Source organism: Marinobacter xestospongiae, from assembly GCF_023156385.1.
Lineage (GTDB): Bacteria > Pseudomonadota > Gammaproteobacteria > Pseudomonadales > Oleiphilaceae > Marinobacter > Marinobacter xestospongiae.
The window spans coordinates 42,541-66,802 of record NZ_JAKZAK010000023.1; the positions used below are offsets into that span (position 1 = coordinate 42,541).

General features: G+C 58.5%; 28 protein-coding genes. 18 read left to right on the forward strand and 10 right to left on the reverse strand.

Annotated features, from left to right (window positions below; all coding sequences use genetic code 11):
- The first annotated feature begins 82 nt into the window (after positions 1-82).
- The 3 genes from rrtA (at position 83) to MLD24_RS16350 (ending at position 2,875) form a co-directional block, all read left to right on the forward strand.
- Positions 83-784: a rhombosortase gene (gene rrtA / locus MLD24_RS16340; RefSeq protein ID WP_248168042.1), complete on the forward strand. Its 702-nt coding sequence runs from the start codon at positions 83-85 to the stop codon at positions 782-784.
- Between the two features lie 123 nt (positions 785-907).
- On the forward strand, positions 908-1,339 hold the full coding sequence (locus MLD24_RS16345) for a DUF3010 family protein (protein WP_248168044.1): 432 nt from the start codon (positions 908-910) through the stop codon (positions 1,337-1,339).
- A 153-nt stretch (positions 1,340-1,492) separates the two neighbouring features.
- Positions 1,493-2,875 (forward strand): FAD-binding oxidoreductase, encoded by a 1,383-nt coding sequence (locus tag MLD24_RS16350; protein WP_248168046.1) that lies wholly within the window; start codon positions 1,493-1,495, stop codon positions 2,873-2,875.
- A gap of 99 nt (positions 2,876-2,974) precedes the next feature.
- Here MLD24_RS16350 and tenA read toward each other — a convergent pair whose 3' ends face one another.
- Positions 2,975-3,643, reverse strand: coding sequence for a thiaminase II (gene tenA / locus MLD24_RS16355; protein ID WP_248168048.1), 669 nt, complete (start codon positions 3,641-3,643; stop codon positions 2,975-2,977).
- Between the two features lie 76 nt (positions 3,644-3,719).
- Here tenA and MLD24_RS16360 point away from each other — a divergent pair, with 76 nt between their 5' ends.
- Entirely contained in the window at positions 3,720-4,454 is a 735-nt protein-coding gene (locus MLD24_RS16360) for a ZIP family metal transporter (protein WP_248168050.1), read from the forward strand.
- An 8-nt stretch (positions 4,455-4,462) separates the two neighbouring features.
- Here the strand turns inward: MLD24_RS16360 and MLD24_RS16365 are convergent, their stop codons facing one another.
- Both MLD24_RS16365 and MLD24_RS16370 read right to left on the reverse strand, forming a co-directional pair.
- Complete coding sequence (locus tag MLD24_RS16365; protein ID WP_248168052.1) at positions 4,463-4,972, reverse strand: MOSC domain-containing protein; 510 nt, start codon at positions 4,970-4,972, stop codon at positions 4,463-4,465.
- Positions 4,973-4,996: 24 nt separating this feature from the next.
- Positions 4,997-5,368, reverse strand: a complete 372-nt coding sequence (locus MLD24_RS16370; protein ID WP_248168053.1) for a VOC family protein — start codon at positions 5,366-5,368, stop codon at positions 4,997-4,999.
- 342 nt (positions 5,369-5,710) lie between these two features.
- On the opposite strand from MLD24_RS16370, the gene MLD24_RS16375 reads away from it, so the two are divergent.
- The 4 genes from MLD24_RS16375 (at position 5,711) to MLD24_RS16390 (ending at position 8,336) form a co-directional block, all read left to right on the forward strand.
- On the forward strand, positions 5,711-6,109 hold the full coding sequence (locus MLD24_RS16375; RefSeq protein WP_248168055.1) for a hypothetical protein: 399 nt from the start codon (positions 5,711-5,713) through the stop codon (positions 6,107-6,109).
- 205 nt (positions 6,110-6,314) lie between these two features.
- Positions 6,315-7,088 (forward strand): crotonase/enoyl-CoA hydratase family protein, encoded by a 774-nt coding sequence (locus tag MLD24_RS16380; RefSeq protein ID WP_248168057.1) that lies wholly within the window; start codon positions 6,315-6,317, stop codon positions 7,086-7,088.
- Positions 7,089-7,150: 62 nt separating this feature from the next.
- On the forward strand, positions 7,151-7,885 hold the full coding sequence (locus MLD24_RS16385; protein WP_248168058.1) for a spermidine synthase: 735 nt from the start codon (positions 7,151-7,153) through the stop codon (positions 7,883-7,885).
- 61 nt (positions 7,886-7,946) lie between these two features.
- Positions 7,947-8,336 (forward strand): DUF2750 domain-containing protein, encoded by a 390-nt coding sequence (locus MLD24_RS16390; protein WP_227174679.1) that lies wholly within the window; start codon positions 7,947-7,949, stop codon positions 8,334-8,336.
- A 65-nt stretch (positions 8,337-8,401) separates the two neighbouring features.
- Here the strand turns inward: MLD24_RS16390 and MLD24_RS16395 are convergent, their stop codons facing one another.
- A complete protein-coding gene (locus MLD24_RS16395) occupies positions 8,402-9,583 on the reverse strand; it encodes an AAA family ATPase (RefSeq protein ID WP_248168061.1) in 1,182 nt (393 codons plus the stop codon).
- Between the two features lie 436 nt (positions 9,584-10,019).
- Between MLD24_RS16395 and MLD24_RS16400 the strand changes: the two genes are divergently transcribed.
- The 6 genes from MLD24_RS16400 to mtgA all read left to right on the forward strand — a co-directional run bounded on the left by MLD24_RS16400 (position 10,020) and on the right by mtgA (position 15,314).
- Positions 10,020-10,856: a formate/nitrite transporter family protein gene (locus tag MLD24_RS16400; RefSeq protein WP_227174683.1), complete on the forward strand. Its 837-nt coding sequence runs from the start codon at positions 10,020-10,022 to the stop codon at positions 10,854-10,856.
- A gap of 23 nt (positions 10,857-10,879) precedes the next feature.
- Positions 10,880-12,631, forward strand: coding sequence for a bifunctional protein-serine/threonine kinase/phosphatase (locus MLD24_RS16405; RefSeq protein WP_248168128.1), 1,752 nt, complete (start codon positions 10,880-10,882; stop codon positions 12,629-12,631).
- A 30-nt stretch (positions 12,632-12,661) separates the two neighbouring features.
- Positions 12,662-13,111 carry a cyanase gene (cynS, locus tag MLD24_RS16410; protein WP_248168063.1) on the forward strand — a complete coding sequence of 150 codons (450 nt, stop codon included), beginning with the start codon at positions 12,662-12,664 and terminating at the stop codon, positions 13,109-13,111.
- Positions 13,112-13,267: 156 nt separating this feature from the next.
- Positions 13,268-14,272 (forward strand): alpha/beta hydrolase family protein, encoded by a 1,005-nt coding sequence (locus MLD24_RS16415; protein WP_248168065.1) that lies wholly within the window; start codon positions 13,268-13,270, stop codon positions 14,270-14,272.
- A complete protein-coding gene (locus MLD24_RS16420) occupies positions 14,265-14,615 on the forward strand; it encodes a DUF1294 domain-containing protein (protein WP_248168067.1) in 351 nt (116 codons plus the stop codon). Before MLD24_RS16415 ends, MLD24_RS16420 begins: the two co-directional genes overlap by 8 nt.
- A gap of 3 nt (positions 14,616-14,618) precedes the next feature.
- Positions 14,619-15,314: a monofunctional biosynthetic peptidoglycan transglycosylase gene (gene mtgA, locus MLD24_RS16425; RefSeq protein WP_425562347.1), complete on the forward strand. Its 696-nt coding sequence runs from the start codon at positions 14,619-14,621 to the stop codon at positions 15,312-15,314.
- Between the two features lie 21 nt (positions 15,315-15,335).
- Here mtgA and MLD24_RS16430 read toward each other — a convergent pair whose 3' ends face one another.
- From MLD24_RS16430 to MLD24_RS16440, 3 genes are read right to left on the reverse strand one after another with little or no spacing between them, the layout of a single operon-like run.
- Positions 15,336-15,515 carry a hypothetical protein gene (locus MLD24_RS16430; RefSeq protein ID WP_248168070.1) on the reverse strand — a complete coding sequence of 60 codons (180 nt, stop codon included), beginning with the start codon at positions 15,513-15,515 and terminating at the stop codon, positions 15,336-15,338.
- Between the two features lie 13 nt (positions 15,516-15,528).
- The gene (locus MLD24_RS16435) at positions 15,529-16,530 is read right to left on the reverse strand and encodes a ribonuclease Z (RefSeq protein WP_248168072.1); all 1,002 of its coding nucleotides are present in this window, start codon (positions 16,528-16,530) and stop codon (positions 15,529-15,531) included.
- Between the two features lie 10 nt (positions 16,531-16,540).
- On the reverse strand, positions 16,541-16,969 hold the full coding sequence (locus MLD24_RS16440; protein WP_248168074.1) for an HIT family protein: 429 nt from the start codon (positions 16,967-16,969) through the stop codon (positions 16,541-16,543).
- 227 nt (positions 16,970-17,196) lie between these two features.
- Between MLD24_RS16440 and MLD24_RS16445 the strand changes: the two genes are divergently transcribed.
- Entirely contained in the window at positions 17,197-18,972 is a 1,776-nt protein-coding gene (locus MLD24_RS16445; protein ID WP_248168076.1) for an acyl-CoA dehydrogenase C-terminal domain-containing protein, read from the forward strand.
- Positions 18,973-19,206: 234 nt separating this feature from the next.
- Here the strand turns inward: MLD24_RS16445 and MLD24_RS16450 are convergent, their stop codons facing one another.
- Positions 19,207-19,809: a cysteine hydrolase family protein gene (locus tag MLD24_RS16450; protein WP_248168077.1), complete on the reverse strand. Its 603-nt coding sequence runs from the start codon at positions 19,807-19,809 to the stop codon at positions 19,207-19,209.
- A 154-nt stretch (positions 19,810-19,963) separates the two neighbouring features.
- On the opposite strand from MLD24_RS16450, the gene MLD24_RS16455 reads away from it, so the two are divergent.
- Positions 19,964-20,953: a GlxA family transcriptional regulator gene (locus MLD24_RS16455; RefSeq protein ID WP_248168079.1), complete on the forward strand. Its 990-nt coding sequence runs from the start codon at positions 19,964-19,966 to the stop codon at positions 20,951-20,953.
- Positions 20,954-21,095: 142 nt separating this feature from the next.
- Here the strand turns inward: MLD24_RS16455 and MLD24_RS16460 are convergent, their stop codons facing one another.
- On the reverse strand, positions 21,096-21,839 hold the full coding sequence (locus tag MLD24_RS16460; protein WP_227174746.1) for a substrate-binding periplasmic protein: 744 nt from the start codon (positions 21,837-21,839) through the stop codon (positions 21,096-21,098).
- A gap of 213 nt (positions 21,840-22,052) precedes the next feature.
- On the opposite strand from MLD24_RS16460, the gene MLD24_RS16465 reads away from it, so the two are divergent.
- Positions 22,053-22,493: a hypothetical protein gene (locus MLD24_RS16465; protein ID WP_227174749.1), complete on the forward strand. Its 441-nt coding sequence runs from the start codon at positions 22,053-22,055 to the stop codon at positions 22,491-22,493.
- A gap of 44 nt (positions 22,494-22,537) precedes the next feature.
- The gene (locus MLD24_RS16470) at positions 22,538-23,572 is read left to right on the forward strand and encodes a hypothetical protein (protein ID WP_227174751.1); all 1,035 of its coding nucleotides are present in this window, start codon (positions 22,538-22,540) and stop codon (positions 23,570-23,572) included.
- A 240-nt stretch (positions 23,573-23,812) separates the two neighbouring features.
- On the opposite strand, the gene MLD24_RS16475 is transcribed toward MLD24_RS16470, so the two are convergent.
- Entirely contained in the window at positions 23,813-24,253 is a 441-nt protein-coding gene (locus MLD24_RS16475) for a hypothetical protein (protein ID WP_248168081.1), read from the reverse strand.
- Between the last annotated feature and the right edge of the window lie 9 nt (positions 24,254-24,262).

Sequence of the window (24,262 nt, forward strand, 5' to 3'; positions counted from 1 at the left end):
GACGGCTTTGCATCCGCTCCTAAACATTTCGAGCGACTTGGGTGGTTGAATCCGTCAGAAGATTACCCGGCAGTAACTTAACATGCAAGGCACTGTATTTAATGTGGACAGAAAGCCGATCCAATCTTCTTTTATATCAGCACCCGAGCAGGAGAACTTTGTGATTTTTCGTTGTATTCACTTCCCAGGAAACGGGGAGTTGGTTCCCCCAGCTTTATTGTTTGTGCTTACGATCGCGCTGTGGGCGTTTGGTTTGGAAGACGTTTTACGTTATGAGCGCCATGCTGTGCTTAACGGCGAGATCTGGCGTCTTTTTTCCGCCAACTTTGTGCATTTGGGGTGGGAACACCTGATGTTGAATCTGGTGGGGCTTGTATTGGTTTGGTACCTGGTTGGCAGAGTGCTCTCGGTTACAAACTGGCTCATCGTTGTCGTTATGTGTTCTGTCTGTGTCACCGGGGGGCTGTGGATGACTGAGGCTGACCTGGCTTGGTATGTCGGTCTGTCTGGATTGCTTCATGGTATTCTCGTCGCCGGCGCTCTGTTACTGGTGTGGAGTGATCCCAGGTTTGCCTTCGGGATACTGGCCATCGTAACCCTCAAGGTTGGCACGGAAGTCATCGGTGAGTTTCCATCGCCAGTTGAAGGGATCATTGGCGGACAGGTTGTGTCTATGTCTCACCTCTATGGAGCACTTGGTGGGATTGTTTCCTGGCTGGGGATGTGTGTTGCCAGCAAAGTTCACGTTCATTTTGACATGGACTCCTCCAAGAGGCAGCGCTGAATCGCCCGTATTATTTGACCCGGAACATGCATCCAGGGTGGCTAAGATTCACTGGGTGGCTCCGGATTATGAAGTGTTATGGCTGACATGGCGCTTGGTCTCGTAGGTAATGAGGAAGATCGGATGATGATTTGTGGTGTTGAACTGACGGGCAGCGACGCGGTGCTGTGCTTCCTGCATCTGGACCGGGGGCAGTTCAGTCTGCCTGATTGCAAGGTGCGCAAACTGTCGTTGCCCAAGAACCACACACGGGAAGACCTGATGCAGTTTCAGCGTTCGTTTGCGGAGCTGATGACTGAAAAAGGGGTGAGCCGTGTGGTAATCAAGGAGCGGATGCCCAAGGGCAAGTTTGCCGGCGGTGCTGTCAGTTTCAAGATGGAAGCGGCCATTCAGCTGATCGACGGAGTGGAGTTTGAGGTCCGCCTGCTGCCTTCGGCGTTGATCAAATCGACCTTGTCGGCCAAGCCGCTGCCGGTACCCTTTGCAGATACCGGCTTGAAGGCGTTTCAGGAAACCGCCTTCACTGCCGCCTATGTGGGGCATGTGGCGAAATGAGTGCCGCTTGGTGTCGTGGTGTGTCCGGTTAAGCGACAGATTGTTGTCCGTGTATTAAGCTTACGGTATCCGATGTCGGACTTTTAAATCGGGTGTGCGAATACGTACCTCATGGCTCTTCCGCGATCGATTCTTCGTAAGAGGGGGAAGCACATGAACGGTCAATTGAATCCGTCCCACCTTGAGGCGCTCGGGAAGCAGTTCTCGGGTCAGCTCATTACGCCGGATACCCCCGGATATAATGAAGCTCGTTCCATCTATAACTACATGATTGATCGCCGGCCCTGTGTTATTGCCCAGTGTGCTGACGTCGATGATGTGGTCAGCGCGATCCGTTTTGGTCGTGACCAGGGGCTGGAGATCGCAGTACGTGGGGGAGGCCACAGTGTTGCGGGCAAGTCGTTGGTGGATGATGGTCTCGTGATCGATATGCAGGCCATAAACAGCGTGACTGTTAACGCCGATGCCGGGACTGTGAAGGTCGGCGGTGGTGCAACAATGAGCCAGCTCGACCGTGGCACCCAGCCCTTTAACCTGATGACAACCGGTGGGCGAGTGTCCACTACTGGCGTTGGCGGTTTCATTCTGGGTGGTGGCAGCGGTTGGTTGGAGCGTAAGTACGGTTTTGCCTGTGACAACCTGGTTGCTGTAGACCTGGTGACGGCGGATGGCAATCTGGTCCATGCCAGCGATGATGAAAATCCGGAGTTGTTCTGGGGACTTCACGGTGGTGGTGGCAACTTCGGGGTGGCAACCTCTTTCACGCTACGAACCCACTCCTTACCTGTTGTTACCGCGGCATTATTGCTGTGGCCGCCAGCAGCCGCACCTGACATCCTGAGTGCCTATCGTGATTTCATGGAGCAGGCGCCAGAAGAGATTGGTGGAGGTTCTCTGTTTCTCACCGGGCCGGCGGAGGATTTTGTTCCGCGGGCACTTGTTGGCAGGTTGGCTTATGCGGTCCTGCTGGTTTATGCCGGCAACCAGTCAGAAGCCCGGGAGGTTATTGCACCCATGCTGGCACTGGGGCATCAGGGAGAAATGATTGCTGACATGCCATATGCGGATTTCCAGTGTATGTTGGATGACCCTCCCGGCTACAGGAATTACTGGTCTGCAGAACACCTCAATGCCTTTCCTGATGAAGCCGTGGCCCGATTCTGTGCCCGGGCGCGAGACATGGTGGTACCGTCTCCGTCACAGCACATCATCTTGCCGTTGGGCGGCGCTGTTGTGACGGGTGGGGACGAATACCCATTGCCTTGGCGTCACGCGCCTTGGGTGGTACATCCGTTTGGGCTATGGGAAAACCCGGCAGATGATGAGCAGGCCATCCAATGGGCTCATGACATTCGGACAGATCTCAAGCCCTGGGCGACGGAGTCTGTCTACCTGAACTTTATCGGTGATGAAGGCGAGGAGCGGATTATCGCCAGTTTTGGGCAGGAGAACTACGATCGGCTGGCTCGCCTGAAGGCTCGTTATGATCCGGAGAATGTCTTTCACCATAACCAGAACATTCAGCCTGCAAGCTGAACGGAAGTGCCAGATTCGCGCAGCGGCAGACAAGACCAACGGAATGAGCGTATTTGGTACCAGTGCCAGGGAGGGCCTGACACTGGCGTGGTTCCGTGTTTAATCGCTCAGGTTCAGCCCCATGTTCCAGAAGTCGATTTCCAGTCGGGTCGCGTCGCGGAAGATTCGGGTCAGTTGTTCGAACCGGGCCGGGGAGACTTCCGCCAGGCGTTCGTTCAGCCACTCAACTTCGGCCTGCATGGCCTCCTGGAAATCGTCGCTTTCATACATTGCCATCCAGGCGTCGTAAGGGTTGCGGTCGCCTCTGATGGTGGTGCTTCGGCTGTTCAGCCAGTTGGCGATCTCGCCATAGCCAACCATGCACGGCGACAGGGCCACATGCAGATCCAGCAGATCGCCGCGGTTGCCGGTGTCGAGCACGTAGCGGGTGTAAGCCAGCGTGGCACGGGCTTCTGGCAGCTCAGCCAACTCAGCCTCTGATATTCCCCACTCGTCGCAATAGCTGATGTGCAGGTCGAGTTCGGTGTCCACAATCGCTTCCAGGCCTTCTTTGGCCTGTTTGAGGTCAGCCAGCGTCGGGCTCTTGTAGGCGGCCAGTGCGAAGGCCCGGGCGAACTGGATCAGGAACAGGTAGTCCTGTTTGAGGTAATGCTGGAACGCTTCGGTGGCCAGCGTGGCATCCCCGAGCTGTTGCACAAAGCTGTGTTCGATGTAGTCACGCCACTCGGTGGGGCAGCTCTTCTTGAGGTCTTCAAACTGGTAGGACATGGGGTCTCCTTGATCGCATTGCGTTAGCATCGTAGCAATAATTGGAGTCGATTCGGGAGAGAAGGTACGTGTGGGTATGATTCAGGCACTCGAAACCAATGGTCTGTTGCAGATTCTTTTATTGACGCTTATGGCCGGACTGGCGATGCCTCTTGGCGCTGCCATCGCCTCGGTAGAGCGGATTCGTCCCCGCTGGCTGGAAACCGAAGTTCGTCACAGTGTGATCGCGTTCGGCGGTGGCGCGTTGCTGGCCGCGGTTGCGCTGGTGCTGGTGCCCGAAGGCACGAGTAATCTGCCGGTTGCCGCAATTGTTGCTTGCTTTGCGGCTGGCGGTATCACATTCATGTTTTTGGATCGCTGGCTGGCTGCCAACGGCACCCCCGCAAGCCAGCTTGTGGCAATGCTTTCCGATTTCGTGCCCGAGGCTTTGGCGCTGGGGGCAACGTTCTCCATCAGCAGTGAGGGCGGTGTGCTGCTGGCCTGTATCATTGCGCTGCAGAACGTGCCGGAAGGCTTTAATTCCTATCGGGAGCTGGCGCAGGCCACTGGTTATCGTCGGCTTCAGGTGATCGGTGGGTTTGGCGCGATGGCGTTACTGGGCCCTGTAGCCGGCGCTGTTGGTTATTTCCTGCTGTCAGACTCGCCGCAAGTGGTGTCTGGCATCATGCTGTTCGCTGCCGGCGGTATCCTTTACATCATTTTTCAGGATATCGCGCCCCAGGCCAGCCTCAAGCGCCATTGGGCGCCCCCGCTGGGTGCATTGGCCGGTTTTCTGCTTGGGGTGATTGGTGAGGCTGTGTTGTCCGGGTAACGGTTCGTTCAGTCTCCTGACTGTACCCAATCTACTGAGTGTACCCAATCGCCCAGCGCCAGATTCCCAGACTCAAGCACGCGCGCTGTGATGCCACCATGTCCACGCATGGCGTTGTAGCCGCCAGGTCCAAGGATGGTCTCCATCTTGCTGCAGGGGTGACACAGGCCGGTGTATTCCAGCAGCGCATCACCAATGCGAAACTGTTTGCCTTTCAGGGCCAGAAGGTTGAGGCCGGAGACCACAAGGTTGCGTCGGAAGAGCGCCGGTTCCAGCGGCCCGCTTTGAAGGCAGGCGGCAATCACCGCCAGGTGTTCCTGCTGGATCAGGGTGACCTGGCGTTTACTGGCTGTACGGCCCCGGAATCGATCACCCTCCAGACCCTTACCCGGGCAGACGGTTACCCGTGTGAGCACGTTCATGGCCAGACCGCGGGCAGGGCGGACGCCAATCCACTCGACCCTGCCCTGTTGCGGCAAGGTTGCCATCAATGTGTGTAGGCGGCTGGATTCGGGCATTGACGTAGGCCTGGAGGTTGATGGTTACCCGAAGTGGAAGAACGCCAGCTTGTTGCCGTCCGGATCGCGGACATAGGCGCCGTAGAACTTGTCCGGCAGGCGCTGGCCGGGCTCGCCCTCGCAGTTGGCTCCCAGTTTGATGGCCTTCTGGTACAGGTTGTCCACCGCCTCTTTGGAGCCAGGCTGCAGGGCCACCATATTGCCGTTGCCGGGATGGTTCTGTTCGTTGTCGTAGGGAGTGCATACGGCCAGCATCGGTGCGGACATGCTCTGACCGATAAAGGCAATGCGGCCCATGTCCAGCAACACTCTGGCGTCCAGGTCGTCCAGCAGGTCTGAATAGAAAGCCTTGGCTTTTTCCATATCGCTGACGCCAATGGTTACGTATCCGATCATGTTATCTCTCCGTTTTTGTTGAGCCTCTGGCGGCTGTTGGTGAAGCGGCTAACGTTACTGCCACTCTCTCCGGAGTAGCCACTTCGAATTCAGCGTAGCTTCATCCCGCTCCGGTCTCGAGGGTGGGAACTGACAGTTGTGGGGTGATAAGTGTCACGATCTGGAAGGTATGGATGTCTGAAGTAGGGGGCTGGTGTGATCCATGGCAGCATCCGGCTCCGGTAATTTCTACATGGCTCTGCTACGATGGCTTGGCAGGGTTCCGGGAGAATTATCTTCGGTCCTTTTGGAATAACCAGAGAGCGTTTACTTGTTTCAAAGCATCCCAAAACGGAGGTTGCGATGCGATATTCAGGTGTGTGTCTGTTCTTCGTGATTCTTTCCGGTTGTGGTGGGAGCAGTGATTCCCAGGACAACAATGAACTCGTTCACGGAGATAGTTATGAGCTTGTCTACATTGATGATGGTGCCGTCCAGTGTGAAAGCGACGGCCTTCCCGCCGAGGACACTGCCCAGCGTATGATCAATAAGGGCATTGATGTCATTGAATCGCAGTGCGCCCGGCTCACCGGCGTGATGTTCCCCACTGAGTGTGGGGGTGTGGATGGCGGCATTCACGTCCATACCATCCACTCAGAGAATCTTCCCGATGCCCAGAAGCTCGGCTTCGAATCGGTGTCGACATTGCCCGAGCATGAAGGCGATTCTGGGTATGCCGTTGTAGAGTGCGCTGGTTGGTAAGCACTCGACGAGGTAATTCAAAACTCGCCACTAAGATTATCGCAGGCATTTACCTGTTCCAGATGCTCTGAATCAAAGAGACCCGGACAGCTTCGCCGGATTCTGCTGTTGTCGTTAATGGTCGTCGTCACACTGTCCAGTAGCTGCTCTCGTTCAGTTGTTGCTAGAGTGTCTCCATAACAGTAATAAAATCAGGAGACTCCACATGCCTTCCTCCCCGGTAAGGTCCGAAATCCAGGGCCCCGTCTGTACCATCATTCTGGATCGCCCCGCCAAGCGGAACGCCATTGATCGGCCTACGGCCAATGCCTTACGCGCCGCCTTCGAGCAGTTTGAGGCGGATGACCAGTTGCTGGTCGCGGTGCTGTGGGGGGCAAACGGCACCTTCTGTTCGGGGGCAGACCTGACCGCCATGTCAGACCCGGAAACCCGTAATGAGGTGGACGCCGAAGGGCGCGGAGCAGGGCCTCTGGGGCCAACCCGTATGACGCTTAGTAAGCCGGTGATTGCGGCGGTTTCCGGCTACGCGGTGGCCGGCGGCCTGGAGTTGTCCCTGATGTGTGATCTGCGTGTGGTGGAGGAGACGGCCGTTTTCGGTGTGTTCTGTCGTCGCTGGGGCGTGCCGTTGATCGATGGCGGCACCGTCCGGCTGCCGAGGCTCATTGGGCAGTCTCGCGCCCTGGATATGATTCTCACCGGCCGACCGGTGCACGCTGATGAGGCTCTGCAGATGGGGCTGGCCAATCGGGTAGTTCCCGCAGGGCAGGCAAGGCAGGCGGCGGAAGCCCTTGCTGAACAGATTGCCGATTTCCCACAGCAGTGCCTGAGGGCGGACCGCGCATCCGCTTACCGGCAGTGGGATCTGGCACTTGAAGATGCACTGCGTCAGGAAGGACGTGGTGGCTACCCGGTGGTGTTTGAGGAAGCGATCAAGGGTGCTGAGCGATTTGCAAAAGGGGAGGGCCGTCACGGGGCCTAATCCTGACCCGTCAGCGCTGATCCGGTACCATGGAGGTTCATTCAACCGCACAAGGATTCTCCATGGGTCTCCTGTTTGAGGAAATCGACTGTCAGCCTTCCCGACTGGGTGACATTTCCCTGCGACGACGTCGCATTCCGGCCCTGGGAGATCGGGACATCTATGAGGTGAAACTCGGGGATGAGTTTCTGATGTCCAGTCTGTTTGTTGAAGCCGAGAAGGAGCTGTCCAACCTTGGCCTGGCGGCCCTCGATGGCGATCAGTGGAAGGTCGTTGTTGGCGGTCTGGGGCTGGGGTATACCGCTGTGGAAGCGCTACGCAATGATCGGGTTGGCGAGCTGCTGGTGGTGGAGGCGCTGGACACCGTGATCCACTGGCACCAACAGGAGAAGGTACCGTTGGGGGCCGAGCTCAACCGGGATAAGCGTTGCCGCTATGTTCATGGCAGTTTCTTCGACCTCGCTGTCTCCCAGGCGGGTTTTGACCCCGACCATCCTGGCAGCCAGTTGGATGCCATCCTGTTGGACATTGATCACTCACCCCGGGCGCTGCTGAACGATTCCAACGCCAGTTTCTATACCCACGACAGTCTGCAGAAGATGGCCAGCCATTTACGAGCGGGTGGTATTTTTGGTCTGTGGTCCAACGAACCGCCGGATGAGGCGTTTATGGGCATTCTCCGAGCGCTGTTCACCGACGTGGAGGCGCAGGAGATTGCGTTCTACAACCCGTTCCAGAACCGGGAGGCGTACAACACTGTTTACCTGGCACGAAAGACCGCGGGTTCGGCGCACTAAAGCCTCGGGAAGGCCTTTGCGTTAGACTCCCCACCACACTCAGCAGCAAAGCAGACCCACCATGAGTAACAACCCGTTGGAACAGATCCTGGCGATGGATGGCGAGGAGCGATACGACTTTTTTCTGGATCAGGTCGTCGAGGAACGCGAGATCTGGATTCTGGTCAACGACGACCACCAATTCCTGAAGATCGTGGCGGAGGAGGACGGCGTGGCCTACCTGCCGGTCTGGCCGGCTGAGGCGTTTGCCAGCGACTACGCCAAAGGCTCAGACAATCTGTCTCCCAAAGCCATTTCGCTACCGGACTTCTTCCGGAAATGGGTACCGGGACTCAGCAAGGACGGCCTTGAGGTCGGTGTGTTCCCCGGTGCCGACAGCGAACTGTGGATCACCGGACCACAGGATCTGAAGGACGATCTGCAGGAAGTGTTGTCGAACACCGGGTTTTGAGCCTTCTCTGAGCGTCCGCCGGCGATCCGGAAGACAGGGTTTCAGGGCGTTGCTGGTGATGGGACTCAATCGGCCCAATGCCAGGGTGGTGCATCCAGCAGGCCCTGATCCACGATGACGGTTTCCCCGAGGTCTTTATTAAGGGCGATGGAGTTGCAGTCGTTGTTTGCTTCCAGGGTCGCTACCAGGCGTGGTGCGTGTGACACCACCCAGACCTTGGTTTCCCGGGCCGCGCGGATGATCAGTCGCCCCAGCGCCGGGAGCAGGTCGGGATGCAGACTGGTTTCCGGCTCATTCAGCACCAGCAGGGACGGTGGCCGGGGGGTCAGCAGAGCGGCCACCAGCAACAGGTAACGCAGAGTGCCGTCCGACAGCTCCGCCTGATTCAGTGGTCGCAGCAGGCCGTGCTGAAGAAACTGCAGTACAAAGCGGTTGCCGGCATCGGCCTCAAAGCCAATGGTGGCGCCCGGGAAGGCGTCTTCGATCGCGTCGTACAGGGCCTCCCGGTCGCCAATTTCGTGGATGGTCCGGAGCGCGGCTACCAGACTGTGGCCATCGTGGTCCAACACCGGTGTGCGTGTGCCGATTTGAGGGGTACGGATGATGGACTGGGGATCGGTACGGAACTGGTCATAGAAACGCCAGTTACGGATGGTTTGGCGCACGGCGTAGACCTCGGGTACAGCCACCGGGTCGCTGATCTCATTCAGTATGCTGTCGTGACTGCTGATATGGGCGTTGTAGACTTCCCACGAACGACCGGAGCGCACCTTCACGACCGGTCCCACCCGGTCGATAAGGCAACTGCTGGGCCGGCAGACGTCGCCTACCCAGATGCACTCGCGCTTGATTTCCGGATCGAACTGGAACATCGACGGTTCTTGATAGCCGGCAAACCCCTGGGGCGAGGGCATGCCCAGCGAGATTGCATAACCAAACTCTTCACCGGCGAATCCAAGTCTGAGACGGGTTTGCTTCTTTTTTGCGGTCCCCTGGACGGGGGCCCGACCGCTTCTCATATCCGACGTCAACGTCTCTGGCCCGGCCCAGAAGGTGTAATCGAGACCGCCCTCCCGGGCAATGGATGAGATCAGGTTGCCCTTTGCAGCCTCCGCCAGCAGTCGCAGGGCTTTATAGAGATTGGACTTGCCACAACCATTGGGTCCGGTGACGATGTTGAGGTTGGCAAGCGGTGAGACAACCTCTTTCAGGCTGCGATAGTTCGATACGGCGAAGGCGTTGATCATGGCGCAGGGTCGTTGAGTCAGCGGTCAGGGGAATGGGCAGTGTAACCATAGATGCCTTGGCAATCGACGACAGTGCCTGACGCCGTAGTATCATCGGCCACGCACTGCTATCGCTCATCCGCAGCGATGACCTCCCCACTTTAGCGCCGCCTAAGCAAACCGCCCTGCCGGTGATCTATATATAACGTTATGTATTTGTTGGCTTTATGTCTTTTTTCTGGGAGGCGGCATAATTATTGCCGAAGACCTGAGGAGTACAAGACATAAAGCTGCTTTCAAGCTTTATGGTGAAACATCACAAGGCAACGGCGCCTTCTCTGTCCTGGTTTCCAGGGTGGGGGAGGCGCCGTTTTTTTGTGCCCAGAACCCGTTAGAGGGTTTTTTCAGCCGGTGCGTGCGTGTTGAGAGGCCCCAATTCAGAAAGAGGAAAAGACGGATGTCCTACTTAGCTCCCTCCGAGTTCGTCACCAAAATGGTGGATGCCGGTGAATCCAAGATTCACATGTCCACCCGCGACACCCTGATCCGCGCCTATATGGCCGGCGCGATCCTGGCCCTGGCGGCAGTATTCGCGGTTACCGTGGCCGTCCAGACCGGGGTGTTCCTGATTGGGGCGATACTGTTTCCGGTCGGGTTCTGCATGCTTTACCTGATGGGCTTTGATCTGCTGACCGGAGTGTTCATGCTGACACCCCTGGCGCTGCTGGACCGACGCCCCGGCGTTACCCCCGGCGCGATTCTGAGAAACTGGGGGCTGGTGTTCGTCGGCAACTTTGCGGGTGCATTGACGGTCGCCTTCATGATGGCCTTTGTGTTCACCTATGGTTTCAACACCGAGCCGGGTGCGGTCGGTGCCAAGATCGCCAGTGTGGGAGAGGATCGGACCCTGGGCTACGCCGAGTATGGGGCGGCAGGTTGGGCCACCATTTTCATCCGGGGCATGCTGTGTAACTGGATGGTGTCCATGGGGGTGGTTGGCGCGATGATCTCAACCAACGTCGCTGGCAAGGTGATCGCCATGTGGATGCCGATCATGCTGTTCTTCTTCATGGGCTTTGAGCACTCGGTGGTGAACATGTTCCTGTTCCCATCGGCGATGATCATGGGCGGTGAGTTCTCCGTCATGGATTACATGATCTGGAACGAAATTCCCACTGCGCTGGGTAACCTGGTGGGCGGCCTGGCGTTCACCGGCCTGACGCTCTACACCACCCACGTCCGCACCGCCAAACGTAAGGCCGCCGTAGCGCCGATTGATCGCGCGGCCGCCTGATGTCGATGGCAACAGACTCCGGGATGCAGGTGGCCGGGCCCCGTGAGGGGCTCACGGCCCCTGGACTCAGGGTCTCTGTGGGGCAGTACTCCGACCGGGGCCAGAAGCCCTGCAATCAGGACTTTGCTGGCTACCGGTTGCCTCCGGAGCCCAGGCTCAGTCTCAAGGGCCTGGCGTTTGCGATGGCTGATGGCGTCAGTTCCAGCGACGTCAGCCAGATTGCCAGTGAAACGGCGGTCACCAGCTTTCTGGACGACTATTTCTGTACCTCCGAGGCCTGGAGTGTCAGGAGCGCGGCGGAGAAAGTGCTGGCCGCGACCAATGCCTGGCTGTATGGCCAGAATCGCAGAGGGCCGTACCGCTATGAACGGCACAAAGGGTATGTCTGTACCCTCAGTGCGTTGGTGTTGAAGGCCGCAACCGCCCACCTGGTCCATGTCGGGGATACCCGGATTTATCGCCTGCGGGAGGTCGGCCTGGAACAGCTCACCCACGACCACCGCCTGTGGATGGATCATGGCCGCAGCTGCCTGAGCCGGGCACTGGGGGCCGAAGCACTGGTCGAGATCGATTACCAGGCCCTGCCGCTGAAGGTGGGTGATACGTTCATTCTGGCGACCGACGGCGTGTATGAGCATATCCCGACCGGAGAACTGGTTGCGTGCATTCAAAGCCAGCAGGCGGATCTCGACAACGCCGCCCGGTGTCTGGTCCGGGAGGCCCTGACGCGCGGCAGTGACGACAACCTCAGCATCCAGATCATCCGGATTGACGCGTTCCCGAAGCACCCGGCCCTGCCTCTGCAGCAGGAGCTCGATCGTCTGCCTTTGCCGCCTCTGCTGGAACCCGGGCAATCGCTGGATGGCTATACCGTTGTGCGGGCGCTGCACGCCAGCAGTCGCAGCCATGTTTATCTTGCGGTGGATGAAGTCTCCGGGTGCCAGTTGGTGCTGAAGCTGCCTTCGACGGATCTGCGGGATGAGGACGGCTATCTGGAACGTCTGCTGATGGAAGAGTGGATCGCCCGTCGGATCAACGGTGGCCATGTTGTTAAAGCCGCCCCCCGCAGTCGGGAGCGCAATTACCTCTATACCGTCTCAGAGTATGTCGAGGGTCAGACACTGGCCCAGTGGCTGAAAGACCACCCGAAGCCGGAACTGGAGACGGTTCGCAACCTGCTGGAACAGGTTGCCAAAGGGCTCTACTCCCTGCACCGGATGGAGATACTGCATCAGGATATCCGTCCCGAGAACCTGATGATCGACACCCGGGGCACGGTAAAGATCCTGGACTTCGGCTCGGCCCGCGTCGCCGGTATCGCGGAGGCCTCTGCGATGAGCAGTCGCAGCGACCGGCCAGGCACCGCCCTGTACATGGCGCCGGAATACTTTCTGGGTGAGGTGGGCACGACCCGTTCCGATCTCTACTCATTGGGTGTGCTGGCCTATCACCTGCTGAGTGGCCGCTTCCCCTACGGCAACCAGGTGGCCAGAACCCGGACCGCCGCTGACCAACGCCGGTTGGGCTATCGCTCGGTACTGGATGATGAGCGCGCCATTCCGGTATGGGTCGACGAAACCCTCAGAAGAGCCGTTCATCCCAACCCGGATCGCCGCTATCAGGAACTGTCCGAATTTATCCATGACCTGCGCTCACCCAACAGCGCCTACCTCAACAAGACCCGACCGCCACTGATTGAACGCCATCCGGTGCGGTTCTGGCAGGGCGTGGCTGCGGTGCTTGCCATTGTGGTGGTGCTGTTGCTCAACCAGTGAAAATCGAACTGAAAGGAAGAGGAACCGATCATGATTCATAACCGGGAAGACGTGACCCAACGGATCGTTGCCACCAAGGTGGCCAAGGGCCTCAAGTGGAAAGACGTGGCCGCTGAAATCGGCATGTCCAAAGAGTGGACCACCGCAGCGTGTCTGGGGCAGATGAGTTTCAACAAGGCCCAGGCCGAAACTGTCGGACGGATATTTGAGCTGCCGGATGAGGCCGTCGCCTGGCTGCAGATTCCGCCCTACAAGGGCTCATTGCCATCGGGTATCCCGACGGACCCGCTGATCTACCGTTGGTATGAGGTTGTCAGTGTTTTCGGCACAACGATCAAGGAACTGATACATGAAGAATTTGGCGATGGCATTATGAGCGCCATCGACTTTTCTTTTGATGTCCAGCGTGAAGAGGACCCAAAAGGGGATCGGGTCAACGTCGTGCTGTCCGGGAAGTTCTTGCCCTACAAAAACTTCTGACGGCCAGAGGTGATCCGGAGTTGATCAGAGGCTCCCTTGCCTCTGCGACACTGGACAAACCGCATTCCCCATGCAGTAATGCCGGCTGATGCCACAAGTGCTCCCCGCAACAAGTTGGGCGAGCTGGCGTTCAGAGTCTGCAAGAGGAAGGGAAGAATGCTGTTAAGCACAGGGCAGGAGTCCGGAGTGTTGCGTCGTAGGGGGAGTGGTGCCGTTGCGGTTCTGCTGCTTCTGATTGGTGTGCTGTTTGGCCCGGCTGCCTACGCGGCGCCGGGGGCTGAGTCTGTCGAAGTCAGGGTGGCACCAAGGTCTGATGGCTCCCATGTTACCTACTACCTGCTGGAGAAGGCCTCTCAGGCGCCCAGCGAGGTACTGTTGCTGGTCCTGCAGGGCTCGGACTGCAACAGCGTACTGAACAACGAGTCGATCCTTACCGGCTACCGGAATGTCTGGCCTCAGGCAGACCTGCTGCTGGTCGAGAAGTACGGCATCGACCACAGCCTGGCCTACAGTGCGGAGCCGGAACGCGCCGATTGCCCGGCCGATTACGTCCAGCATGACAGTCCCGGCCAGCGACTGGACGATCTGCAGTTGGTGTTGGAGACGGTTCGCCAGCAGGGCAACTATCATCATTACGTGGTGTTGGGCGGCAGTGAAGGCGCGGTGATCGCCAATCTATTGTCCGCCCGCGTGCGCTTTCTCAGCGCCACGGTTGCCTTCAATGGTGGTGGTCGCTTCTTTCTTGACGACGTATTGCACAGTATCGCTGCGGAGCATGACAGTGCGGAGGCCGCCGAGGGCAGCCTGCAGGAGTTTCGGGGGTTCGCAGCCTTTGTGCGGAACAGCGAACCGGTCGAGTTGAATGTGAGTGGCCACGGTTTCGATTGGTGGCAGCAGATGCTCTCTCTGGACCAACTGAACGTCCTGCGGGGTGTGAACTCGCCAGTGTTGCTGCTGCAGGGCGGTCAGGACCGCTCGGTAGCGCCGGCAAAAGTCGATGAACTGGTGGCGGCGGTGCGTCAATCGGGCCGTACGAACGTCGATTATCGGGTGTATCCGACGTTGGATCACCACTTTCTGGATGCCCAGGGTAACAGCAAGGTCGATAGCGTGGTGGCAGATATCCGTGCCTGGTTAGGGGAAACGTTAACAGGTGGTTGATGGACGTGTGATCGCCATTTCCGAAGCCTGGACACTCGAATGGGTGGCCTTGGCTTATGTTGGGCTAAGTCTGCTGTTGCTCGGGCTTTATGGCTGGGACAAACGGGCAGCTCGTCTTGGCCGCCAGCGGGTGCCTGAAAAACGGCTGCAACTGCTGGCGCTGATTGGCGGGTGGCCGGGTGGCTGGCTGGGCCAACAGCTGTTTCGGCATAAAACCCGAAAACTGAAGTTTCTGTTGGTGTTCTGGTTGATGGCGCTGATCAACCTGTGTGGCCTGATCTGGCTGCTGTGGATGCTCAGGCGGGACTGGTTCCGGCCGCTGATGGTGTACTTGGAGCCATAAGTGATGGCAAGACGTTCTATCGCCGGCCGATTGCTGAAGTGGGTGACCCTGGGCGGGATGGCTTTGGTGCTGTTTATGGTCCTGGTCATACTGCTGTTTCGGGTCGTGAATCCGCCCACCTCCGCCTTCATGGTGAGTCATCAACTGGCTCATCCCGGACAGTCGGTGCAGCAGCAATGGGTGACTTTCTCTGACATTTCACCCTGGATGCCACTGGCCGTGGTGGCCAGTGAAGATCAGCGTTTCCCTCATCACTGGGGCGTGGATTTCGTGGCTATCCGCGAGGCCCTGGCGGAGTACCAGGCCGGTGAAGGCCTGCGGGGCGCCAGTACTATTACCCAGCAAACTGCCAAGAACCTGTTCCTCTGGAATGGTCGCAGCTTTGTAAGAAAGGCGCTTGAGGCGGCGATGGCCTTGGGGTTGGATGGCTTGTGGCCAAAGAAGCGGGTGCTGGAGGTGTACCTCAACATTGCCGAGTTCGGCACTGGCATATACGGCGTAGAAGCAGCCAGTCAGGCGTTCTTCGGAGTGCCCGCGCGGCAGCTCTCGCAGGCCCAGGCTGCCCGCTTGGCTGCGGTGCTGCCCAATCCCAAGGTGCTGGATGCAGGCGCACCGTCGGCTTACGTGCAGGAGCGGGTGGTCTGGATTCGTAGCCAGATGGCAAGACTGGGTGGACTGAGCTATCTCGAAGGGTTATGACCCGAGGCGCTAGCCACCTGCTCAGTGGGCCTTTACTTTCTGCGTACCACAGCGTTCACAGCGGTAGATCGTCACCAGTTTGCCCTGTTTGACGTCAAACTGCTTTTCCTTACACACCGCCCACTTGTGATAGCCGTGCTGGCACAACCCCTTGCGAGGCGTTTTTTTCTCAGGTTTCTTGAACGGAAGAATGGTTGCCATGGTTCACCTGTGGTTACGGTTCCGGGGGCCTGGGGTTCTGGCCGGCAGCGTCATCCTGTCGGGTCAGTGTCAGATCCTTGTTCAAGCAGTAGGTCTCGAAGTCACGAGCCAGGAACAGCTGACCGTTGAAGTGCTGCATGGCCTCGGCGGCCAACTGGTTGATGTGTGGCGCGCCGCCGGGGCCGGATTGGTAACGGGAGCTGAAGTGAGTAAGGACCAGGTTGGGTAACTGGGCCTGCTCGGCAAACCGGGCCACCTGTTCCGCGGAGCTGTGCTGTGGCCAGGGGCCGACCCGATCCGCAACATCCTGGGTGTAGGTGGCCTCGTGAACCAGCACGTGACAATCCTTGCTGGCTGCTGCCAACAGGTTCGGGTCATCATTGTCACCGGCGACAATCAGCCGACGGGCCTGCCGAGGCACCTGGGTGTAGTCGTCACTGTGGATCAGTCGACCGTCGTCCAGCAGCACGTCATGGCCTTTCTGCAGTTCGCCCCAGTCCGGGCCGGCCGGTATTCCCTCCTCGATCAGCTTGTCCCGCAACAGCTGCCGTTCCAGTTTCCGCTCGGTGAACACATAGGCTCGACAGGGCACCCGGTGGGACAGTGCCACGTTGGTCACCGTGACATGATCGTCTTGCCAGTGGAAATCCGCTGCCTCGGAATCCAGGTAATTCAGGGGGTAGCTGAGGCTGGAATCGCTGTTCTCGATCACCGCCTGGATCATCCGCTGGACCTGCGGCGGGGCTATGATATCGAGCGCCTGGGTACGGCCCAGCATGGAGGCACTGGTAAGCAGCCCGGGCAGTCCGAAGGTGTGGTCACCGTGGATGTGGGTAATGAAGATCGCCCGCAACTGCATGACCGAGTAGCGCGTACGCAGTAGCTGGTGCTGGGTGCCTTCGCCGCAGTCCACCAGGTACCAGGGCTTGGGACCGTTGGGGGCAAGGGCGAGCCCGGTCACGTTACGGGACCGGGTCGGGGTGCCGGCGGATGTGCCGAGAAACGTGAATTCCATGGTTTGTGGCTTAAACGCCTTCGAGGTGTGGACGAATCTTCTCTGCCAGTGCTTCCAGCCTTTCCTGCTGGGCGGGGTTGGTGGCGTGTGGTGTTGCCCGCAACTGGCCAATGGAGGTTGGAACCACGTGGAAGTGGACGTGGGGAACCGTCTGCCCGGCGCCTTCGCCATTGAGTTGCATGATCAGCGTACCCGGCACGTCGAGGGCGGCTTCGATGGCCCTGGCGATCTTCTGGGTGGTCTGGATGCAGGCGGCGGCGCCTTCCGGTGACAGGTCGTGAAGGGTTTCCGCCGGTTCCTTGGAGATGATCAGGGCATGGCCGTCTGCCTGGGGCATGATGTCCATGAAAGACAGGGTGTGGTCATCTTCATAGAGCTTGATGCAGGGCAGCTCGCCCCGGAGGATCTTGGCAAAGATGTTGTCGTTGTCATACGGCATAGCGTGAGGTCCTTGGCTGCTATCAACGAGGTGCCGTCGCAGTCTATGGCGAATGCGGTAACAGCGTCCAGTTTGCAATCCTCAATCCAGCCTTCCACAACCCGGCCTTATTGCCGAAATTGCGAAATTTTCTCCGGATTCTCCCTTCCGCAGCAAACCGCTGCATTCAAACGACCGTATGAATGCAGTGTTTCCACTCGCAATGGCCATAAGAAAGGAGTGTATCCATGCCATACCAAGCACCCGCGAATGACCTTCGTTTCCTGCTGTTTGATGTATTGGGAGCGGATAAGCTGCACGAACTGGAGAAATACGCCGATGCGACGCCGGACCTGATCTCGGCGGTGATTGATGAGGCCGGCAAGCTGGCGGCGGAGGTGATTCAGCCGACCAACCAGACCGGTGACCGCCAGGGCTGTCGTTACGACCCCGAGACCCGCACGGTGACCACGCCTGACGGCTTCCGCGAGGCCTACAGCCGATTTGTGGAAGGTGGATGGACCGCGTTGGACGCACCCATCGAGTATGGCGGCCAGGGCCTGCCTCATACCCTGAAGTTTGTGGTGGATGAGATGGTGTGCTCCACCAACCTGTCCCTGGGGATGTACCCGGGGCTGACCCACGGCGCGATCAGTGCGCTGTATGCGCACGGTTCGGATGAACTCAAACAGACCTACCTGGAAAAGCTGATCTCAGGCCAGTGGACCGGCACCATGTGCCTCACCGAGCCCCAGTGTGGCACCGACCTGGGCATGATCCGCACTCGGGCGACCCCCAACGACGATGGCAGCTACCGCATTGAGGGCACCAAAATCTGGATCACCGGTGGCGAGCATGACCTGGTCGACAACATTGTCCATCTGGTATTGGCAAAACTGCCGGGCGCCCCTGATACCACCAAGGGAATCTCACTGTTCGTGGTGCCCAAATTCCTGCCGGAGTCCGGCGAGCGCAATCCGGCCTTCTGCGGCGGTCTTGAGCACAAGATGGGGATCAAGGGATCGGCTACCTGCGTGATGAACTTTGAGGGCGCCAGGGGCTGGCTGGTGGGTGAACCCAACCAGGGCATGAAAGCGATGTTCACGATGATGAATGAAGCCCGCCTGATGGTGGGCATGCAAGGCCTTGGGCTGGCGGAGATGGCGTATCAGGAGAGCCTGGCGTTTGCCCGTGAGCGACTGCAGAGCCGGTCTCTGAGCGGTCCAAAGAATCCGGATGGCCCGGCAGACCCGATCATCGTGCATCCCGACGTGCGCCGCATGCTGATGCGCCAGAAAGTGCTGAACGAAGGCATGCGGGCGCTGGCGCTGTTCACCGGCTATCAGCTCGATCTGTCCGTTGCCCACCCCAGCGAGGCGGTGCGGGAGAACGCCGATGATCTGGTGCAACTGCTGACGCCCGTGGTTAAGGCGTTCCTGACCGATGAAGGATACAACAACACCAACTGGGGGCAGCAGGTGCTCGGTGGTTCCGGCTTCACCGAAGACTGGCCGCTGGAGCAGCTGGTTCGGGATGGCCGGATTGCCCGTATCTACGAAGGCACCAACGGCATACAGGCGATGGATCTGGTAGGACGCAAACTGTCCCTTAAGGGCGGCCAATTGGTGCGGGCGCTGTTTGCGGAGCTGACCGGCTACCTGAAAGAGCAGCCGGACGCGCCGTATCGGGAGGCCCTCAAAGGGGCGATTGGCAACCTCGAGCAGGCCACGGTGTGGCTGGCCAGCAACGCTCCGAAAGATCCGGAGCAGGCCGGCGCGGCAGCGTCGCCGTACCTGCGGCTGATGGCCCTGACCGTCATTGGCTATCTGTGGTCCCGCATGGCCGGAGAAGCCGAGCGTCAACTGACCGCCGGCCAGGGCAACCAGCCTTTGCTGGAGAGCAAGCGGGGTTCCGCCCGCTACTTCTTCGAGAAGCTGCTTCCCGAGTGCGACTGGCTGCTGCGGGACATCCAGACCGGCAAAGGCAGCCTGATGGGCTTCGAAGACCAGCACTGGACCGGCTGATCTCAGGCCCCGATACCGCTGGCTCCTGGCGAACCACCATCACGTCGCTCCGGCACCCTGGGGCTTCGTGTGGGTGGTTCTACAGGCTTTCATAGCTACCGCTTTCTGCACTGTTTTGAGGGACCCTGCTGTGGTAGCTGTTTGAAGTGCTGGCGGAACACTGGCTGAATGATCATCGCCAATAGCAAGACCGAAATCTCACCCTCCGGCCCTGAGAGAACTATTACGGCCTCTTCAGTCCGGCACGTCAGCCACTGCCGGCACCACAACCGCGGGTAGGTCTGACAGTGCCGCCAGGGCTGCGTCGTGGATCTGGGCGGCGGCAACCGCCTCGCCGGATAGTCGGGATGGGAGTGCCCGGGTGGCGGTGGCTGCGCCGACCACTGTAGCACGGAAGCCAAGGGAGAAGGCGCCTCTCGCCGTTGCGTTCACACACATGTGAGACATGAACCCCACTACGATCAGCTGTTCGATGCCGGCCTGCTTTAGCTGGTCCTCCAGATCGGTCTGCACGAAGGCGTTGGGGAAGCGTTTGGTGATGACCACTTCGTTTCCGACCGGGGCAACGGGATCGGCGATCTGGCCAATCTCCTGCTGGAGATCGAATGGCGAGCCGGGGCCGGAATCGTGCTGTACATGGAGCACCGGCCGACCAGCGGCGCGGAAGCGCTCCAGCAGGACGCGGCATTGCTCCAGGGCCGGCTCAATGCCTTCGAGTTTCATCACCCCCTGGCGATAGGTGTTCTGGGCGTCAATGATCACCAGGGCGGATTGGCCAATGGCGCTGGGGGTGTTGCCGAGGCCGGAAAGGTCGCGAAGGGTGGTGGGTTCGGTCATGTCGACTCCTGGGATTGGTTGCTCTGCTTGTCTTGGTGGTGGACTCCGTTGGGGGCACTTGCCCGTTCTATCGGTGCCCATTGGGAGGTGGCCCTATTATTCGGGGAAGCGGACTTCTATACTGCGGGCAGAACCGGCATAAAAAAGGCTAAAAGTGACAAAACCCGCGATCCACATAGGCATTGCCCATTACCCGGGGGCGCTGTTGTCTGCGGTGCAGGGGCTGGCGGAGCAGTTCTTCCTGGCAAACCGGATCTGTCGTGAGCGGGGTATGGGGGAGATCTTCCAGACCATCGTCTTTGACAGTCGCCAACTGGGCCGCGAGGAAGGTGGTAGCGCGGAAGAGGGTAGCGAGGAAGGGGGGCTGCCTGACACCCTGCAGGTCGTGATCCTGCCACCCTGCCTGGATGATGACGCCTACCTGGAGCCACCGCCTCCACTGTTGGACTGGATTACCCGGCAGCATCGCGGTGGAGCGATCATATGCTCGGTGTGTGCCGGTGCCTTTGTGCTGGCACAGACGGGCTTACTCAATGGTCGCCGTGTCACCACCCATTGGGCCCTGGCGGATGCCTTTGCCGCGCGCTTTCCTGAGGTGCGTGTTGATAGCGGAAAACTGTTGATCAACGACACCGACATCATCACCGCTGGCGGCCTGATGAGCTGGGTGGACCTGGGGTTGGAGTTGGTGGCCCAGTTCAGCGATTCCCAGGTGATGCGCCAGTTGGGCAAGTATCTGATTGTGGACACTGGTGCCCGGGAACAGAGTTACTACCGGAGTTTTACGCCAAAGCTGGATCACGGAGATGAGGTGATTGTGCGTGTCCAGCACCAGCTGCAACGGGAGTTTTCACAGCCTTTGAAGGTGCGGGATCTGGCCATGCAGGTGCATCTGACTGAGCGTACATTCCTCAGGCGTTTTGTCAGCGCTACCGGCCTTAAGCCCACCCACTATATCCAGCGACTGCGTATCCAGAAAGCGTGTGAGCTGATTGAGACCAGTGCCCTGGCATTCGAACGTGTTGCGGAGAATGTAGGGTATGAAGACCTCAGTGCCTTTCGGAAGACCTTTATCAGGATCACCGGACAAACGCCGAGGGAATTCAAAAAGCGGTTTGTTGGTATTGGCCCCGGGGCTACGTAATGGCACCGTGACAGCGGAGGATGGCGCCTGAGGACAGAGCAGCGAACGATGACAGGGCGGAGCGGCGATGGATGCCGTGGGCAGAACAGCAGGTGGCTTTGATTGCGCCACCTGCCTGCGCTATCTGGGGAGGAAGTACGACCTAGAAACCGTAGGACCGGGAGATGGTTTGCATCTCGCCCGAGTTCACCAGGCTCTCGTAGCTTGCCTGCAGGGCTCGGATGGTTTCCGGATCAGTCCCTTTGTGGATCGCCAGGTACATCGGGGTTTCGCGGAAAACCAGCACCTTCTCAAGGCCGGTGACGTCTGAGGCGTCCGCCGCCAGGTAGGGGCCGGCCAGACCATCAGCCACCCAAAGGTCGATCTGGTCCTGCACCAGGCGACGGGCATTGAGGCCGTTGTTGCTGATCGCCGCAACGTTGAACCCTTTCTCGGTCAGGTAGTTGGTCATGATGTCGCCTTTGTAGCCACCGATGCGGTAGTTGCGGGCGTCATTCAGATCGCTGAGGCGAATGCTGGAACCTGGCTTGGCGAAAAGGCTCCATTCAATGTTGGCCAGGGGACCAACCCATTCGAACATTGGCTCCCGTTCTTCTGTTTTGGAGACACAGTAGATGCCGTGGTTGGGGTGCTGCTCGGTCCGGTTGAGACCGTAGCTGAGATCCCGCAACTTGATGCTGTACTCAATGTTGGCCTGCTCAACCAGCGCGGTCAGTACATCGGTGCACAGACCGGTGATCTCCGCCTTGGAGTGCGCGAACGGCTGACCGTTGGTGGTCATGTTGTAGGGAGGGTATTGCTCGGTGTAGAGACGCAGTTCGCCGGTGGCGGTTGCGCAGCCGGCCATCAGCAGCAGCGCCGCTGCAAGTCCGAATGTCTTTCTCATGATGTCAGGTCACTTATCAGGATGGATGGTTTGGGACGCCGGTATGGTAAGTGAACAAATATCCATCAGAATAGCTCGGGTTCTTCTTGTTTACATCCTCATTAATTGCTGAATGACTGTGGCGAACGTCGTATTCCTGACCAGCGCAGGTTGACCTGCCGGAAGGGGTCAGCAAGAATCCAGATCGTATGGCATACGGATATGGGCCCCAAAATGGAAGTGTATTCTGCTTTTTCGCTTTCCCCTGTCTCAGACACCCTCTCCTCCCTGATTGATGAAGGGGGGCGCGAGCTGTGCCGGATTGCCGGCCTGGTTCTGGAGAAATCCTTCCGGCTGGCCGATGGTCGCTTCCTGCTGGTCACCACCGATGACTGTCCTTTTGAAGAAGGGATACACATTACGTTGCTGCGCAGTGATGGCCAGATTGATGAAAGTCTCGCTCGCGTCGTTCCATACCAGCCCGCCGTACTTACCGGAATTTCGTCGCTGGCCGACGATACGTTAGAGATCACAATCAGCAATCAGGAACGCTTGGTTGTTACCGTTGATTTCAGTGGCCATCGAGCCCCGCTGCAGTTCTCAAAATGCGGTTTCAAATCGGACCGGAAGTTGTTCGAACCAAGGTATCTGAGTGTTTCGCCTGCTCAGGCCTGATCGTTCGTCATCGTTCTTTGGAATGGCAATTAAGGAGATAACAAATGGAAGTGAACGACCAGTTGGTGAGTGACCACCAAACGGAGCATGCCATCCGGCAAATGGAAGTACAGGCGGTGAACTTTGCCTATCGTTTGACGAATGATTTCAACGTGCGCCAGGAATACATGCGAAAGACCCGTGAGGCTGCCGATAACCTCCGGGCTGCATACAAAAACGGCGATATCTCCGCCCGGGAAGCGGCCAATGCCGCCAACCAGATGCGTAATGAGATCATGGAGTTTGCCCGTTCAAACTCCAGTGATCTGGGGCGTGCCAAGGCGAAGGCGCTCAAGGCCAGAGGGCTGGATCTCGATCTGTTGGTTGAGAAATATGCGAATCGCCGTTATAGCAAGTCGTTCACAGCTTTGTCTGAAGCTGAGCGCGGGCGGGTTTACCTCGACATCGTTGACAGCTCTGGTCGCTCCAACCCCAGGGTGAACGCTGGCGTTCGCCGGCTGGGCATGGCCAGCAAGGGGCTATGGGTGCTGACGGCCTGTCTGGCGACCTACAACATCGCAACGGCGGAAAACAAGACCAAGCAGGCAGGGCGGGAAGCTGCGAGTATCGGTGGCGGCTTTGGTGGTGGCGCAGCCGGTGGTGCCGTGGCGGGAATCTGGTTTGGCCCGGTGGGCGTGGCCGTTGGCGTTGTGGTTGGAGGTACTCTGGGCGCCATCATGGCGGATCAGATCTATGTGGAGGTTGCCGGCCCTGACGGTGAGTTTGCCCGCAACTTCATCCCCCGTTTTACCAGTGTCTTTGGTGTTGATGAAGAGGGGATGGCAAAGGCCCTGCATCGTGAGGCCCGGTACGAGCTGGGCAAGGTACGCAGCGTCTTCCGGGAGCTGGTGGACAAATACAGCACCGATGCCGACGACGTTGCGCGATACTACATCGCCCAGATTCGCCAGACCCGGGGAATTGCGTTCAGGGCTCTCCAGCAGGATATCGGTTTACGGAACCTGCTGATCCGAATTCTGGACGATGGCTGGACCACCGCTGATGAGAAGCGGGACATCGAGTTTCTGCAGCGTCTCTGAATCGACCGCCTTGCTGGTCGGACACCATCTGTCCAGCGGGCGTCCCCTTTGTATGGGGTCACCTGGGCTCTGTCGATCCGAAAGATAATCAGGTGGGACAGCGCGTAACGAAACACTGGCGTGCCCTGATTTACTGTTCACCCTCACTCTTCTGACGTCAGGTGCGATTATATCGCCCAAGAGCCTGTTATTGCAGGCCCTACGGGCTTGCTGAGGCGATCGAAGTCACGAACTCAGGTGCTACAAAATATCCGGGTGGCGATCTACGTGCCAGCGGAAGTGCAGAGCTTCAAAGGGTAGGTTGCTTCGTAAGCGTGCAGCGACGAAATACTTGGAGTCTTCCGGGTATGGGGGTATTGCTGCAGAAGCTGAATCAAACATTCCGAAATTGACGGACAGTCTCCCCTCATAGAGTTCTGTGGTTCCCGTGGCCGTAACTTTCACCTCATTTCCCTGATTATCCAAAAGAATTACATCAGGTGAGACGACCGCTCCGTTTGCTTCTCTGAAGAGGTCAAAATAATGAGCGCTGTCGGATAGATCATGATCCAGATTCGGGTCGTATTTTTCGTTGCTTACAACGATATGAAAACGTTGAAGTCCCCGCCTGTTCAATTCGAGGGGAGAGGCAAACTCGATGGTTTGCCATTGCTCATCCACGACCATGGTAAGACGAATCACTTGATCTTC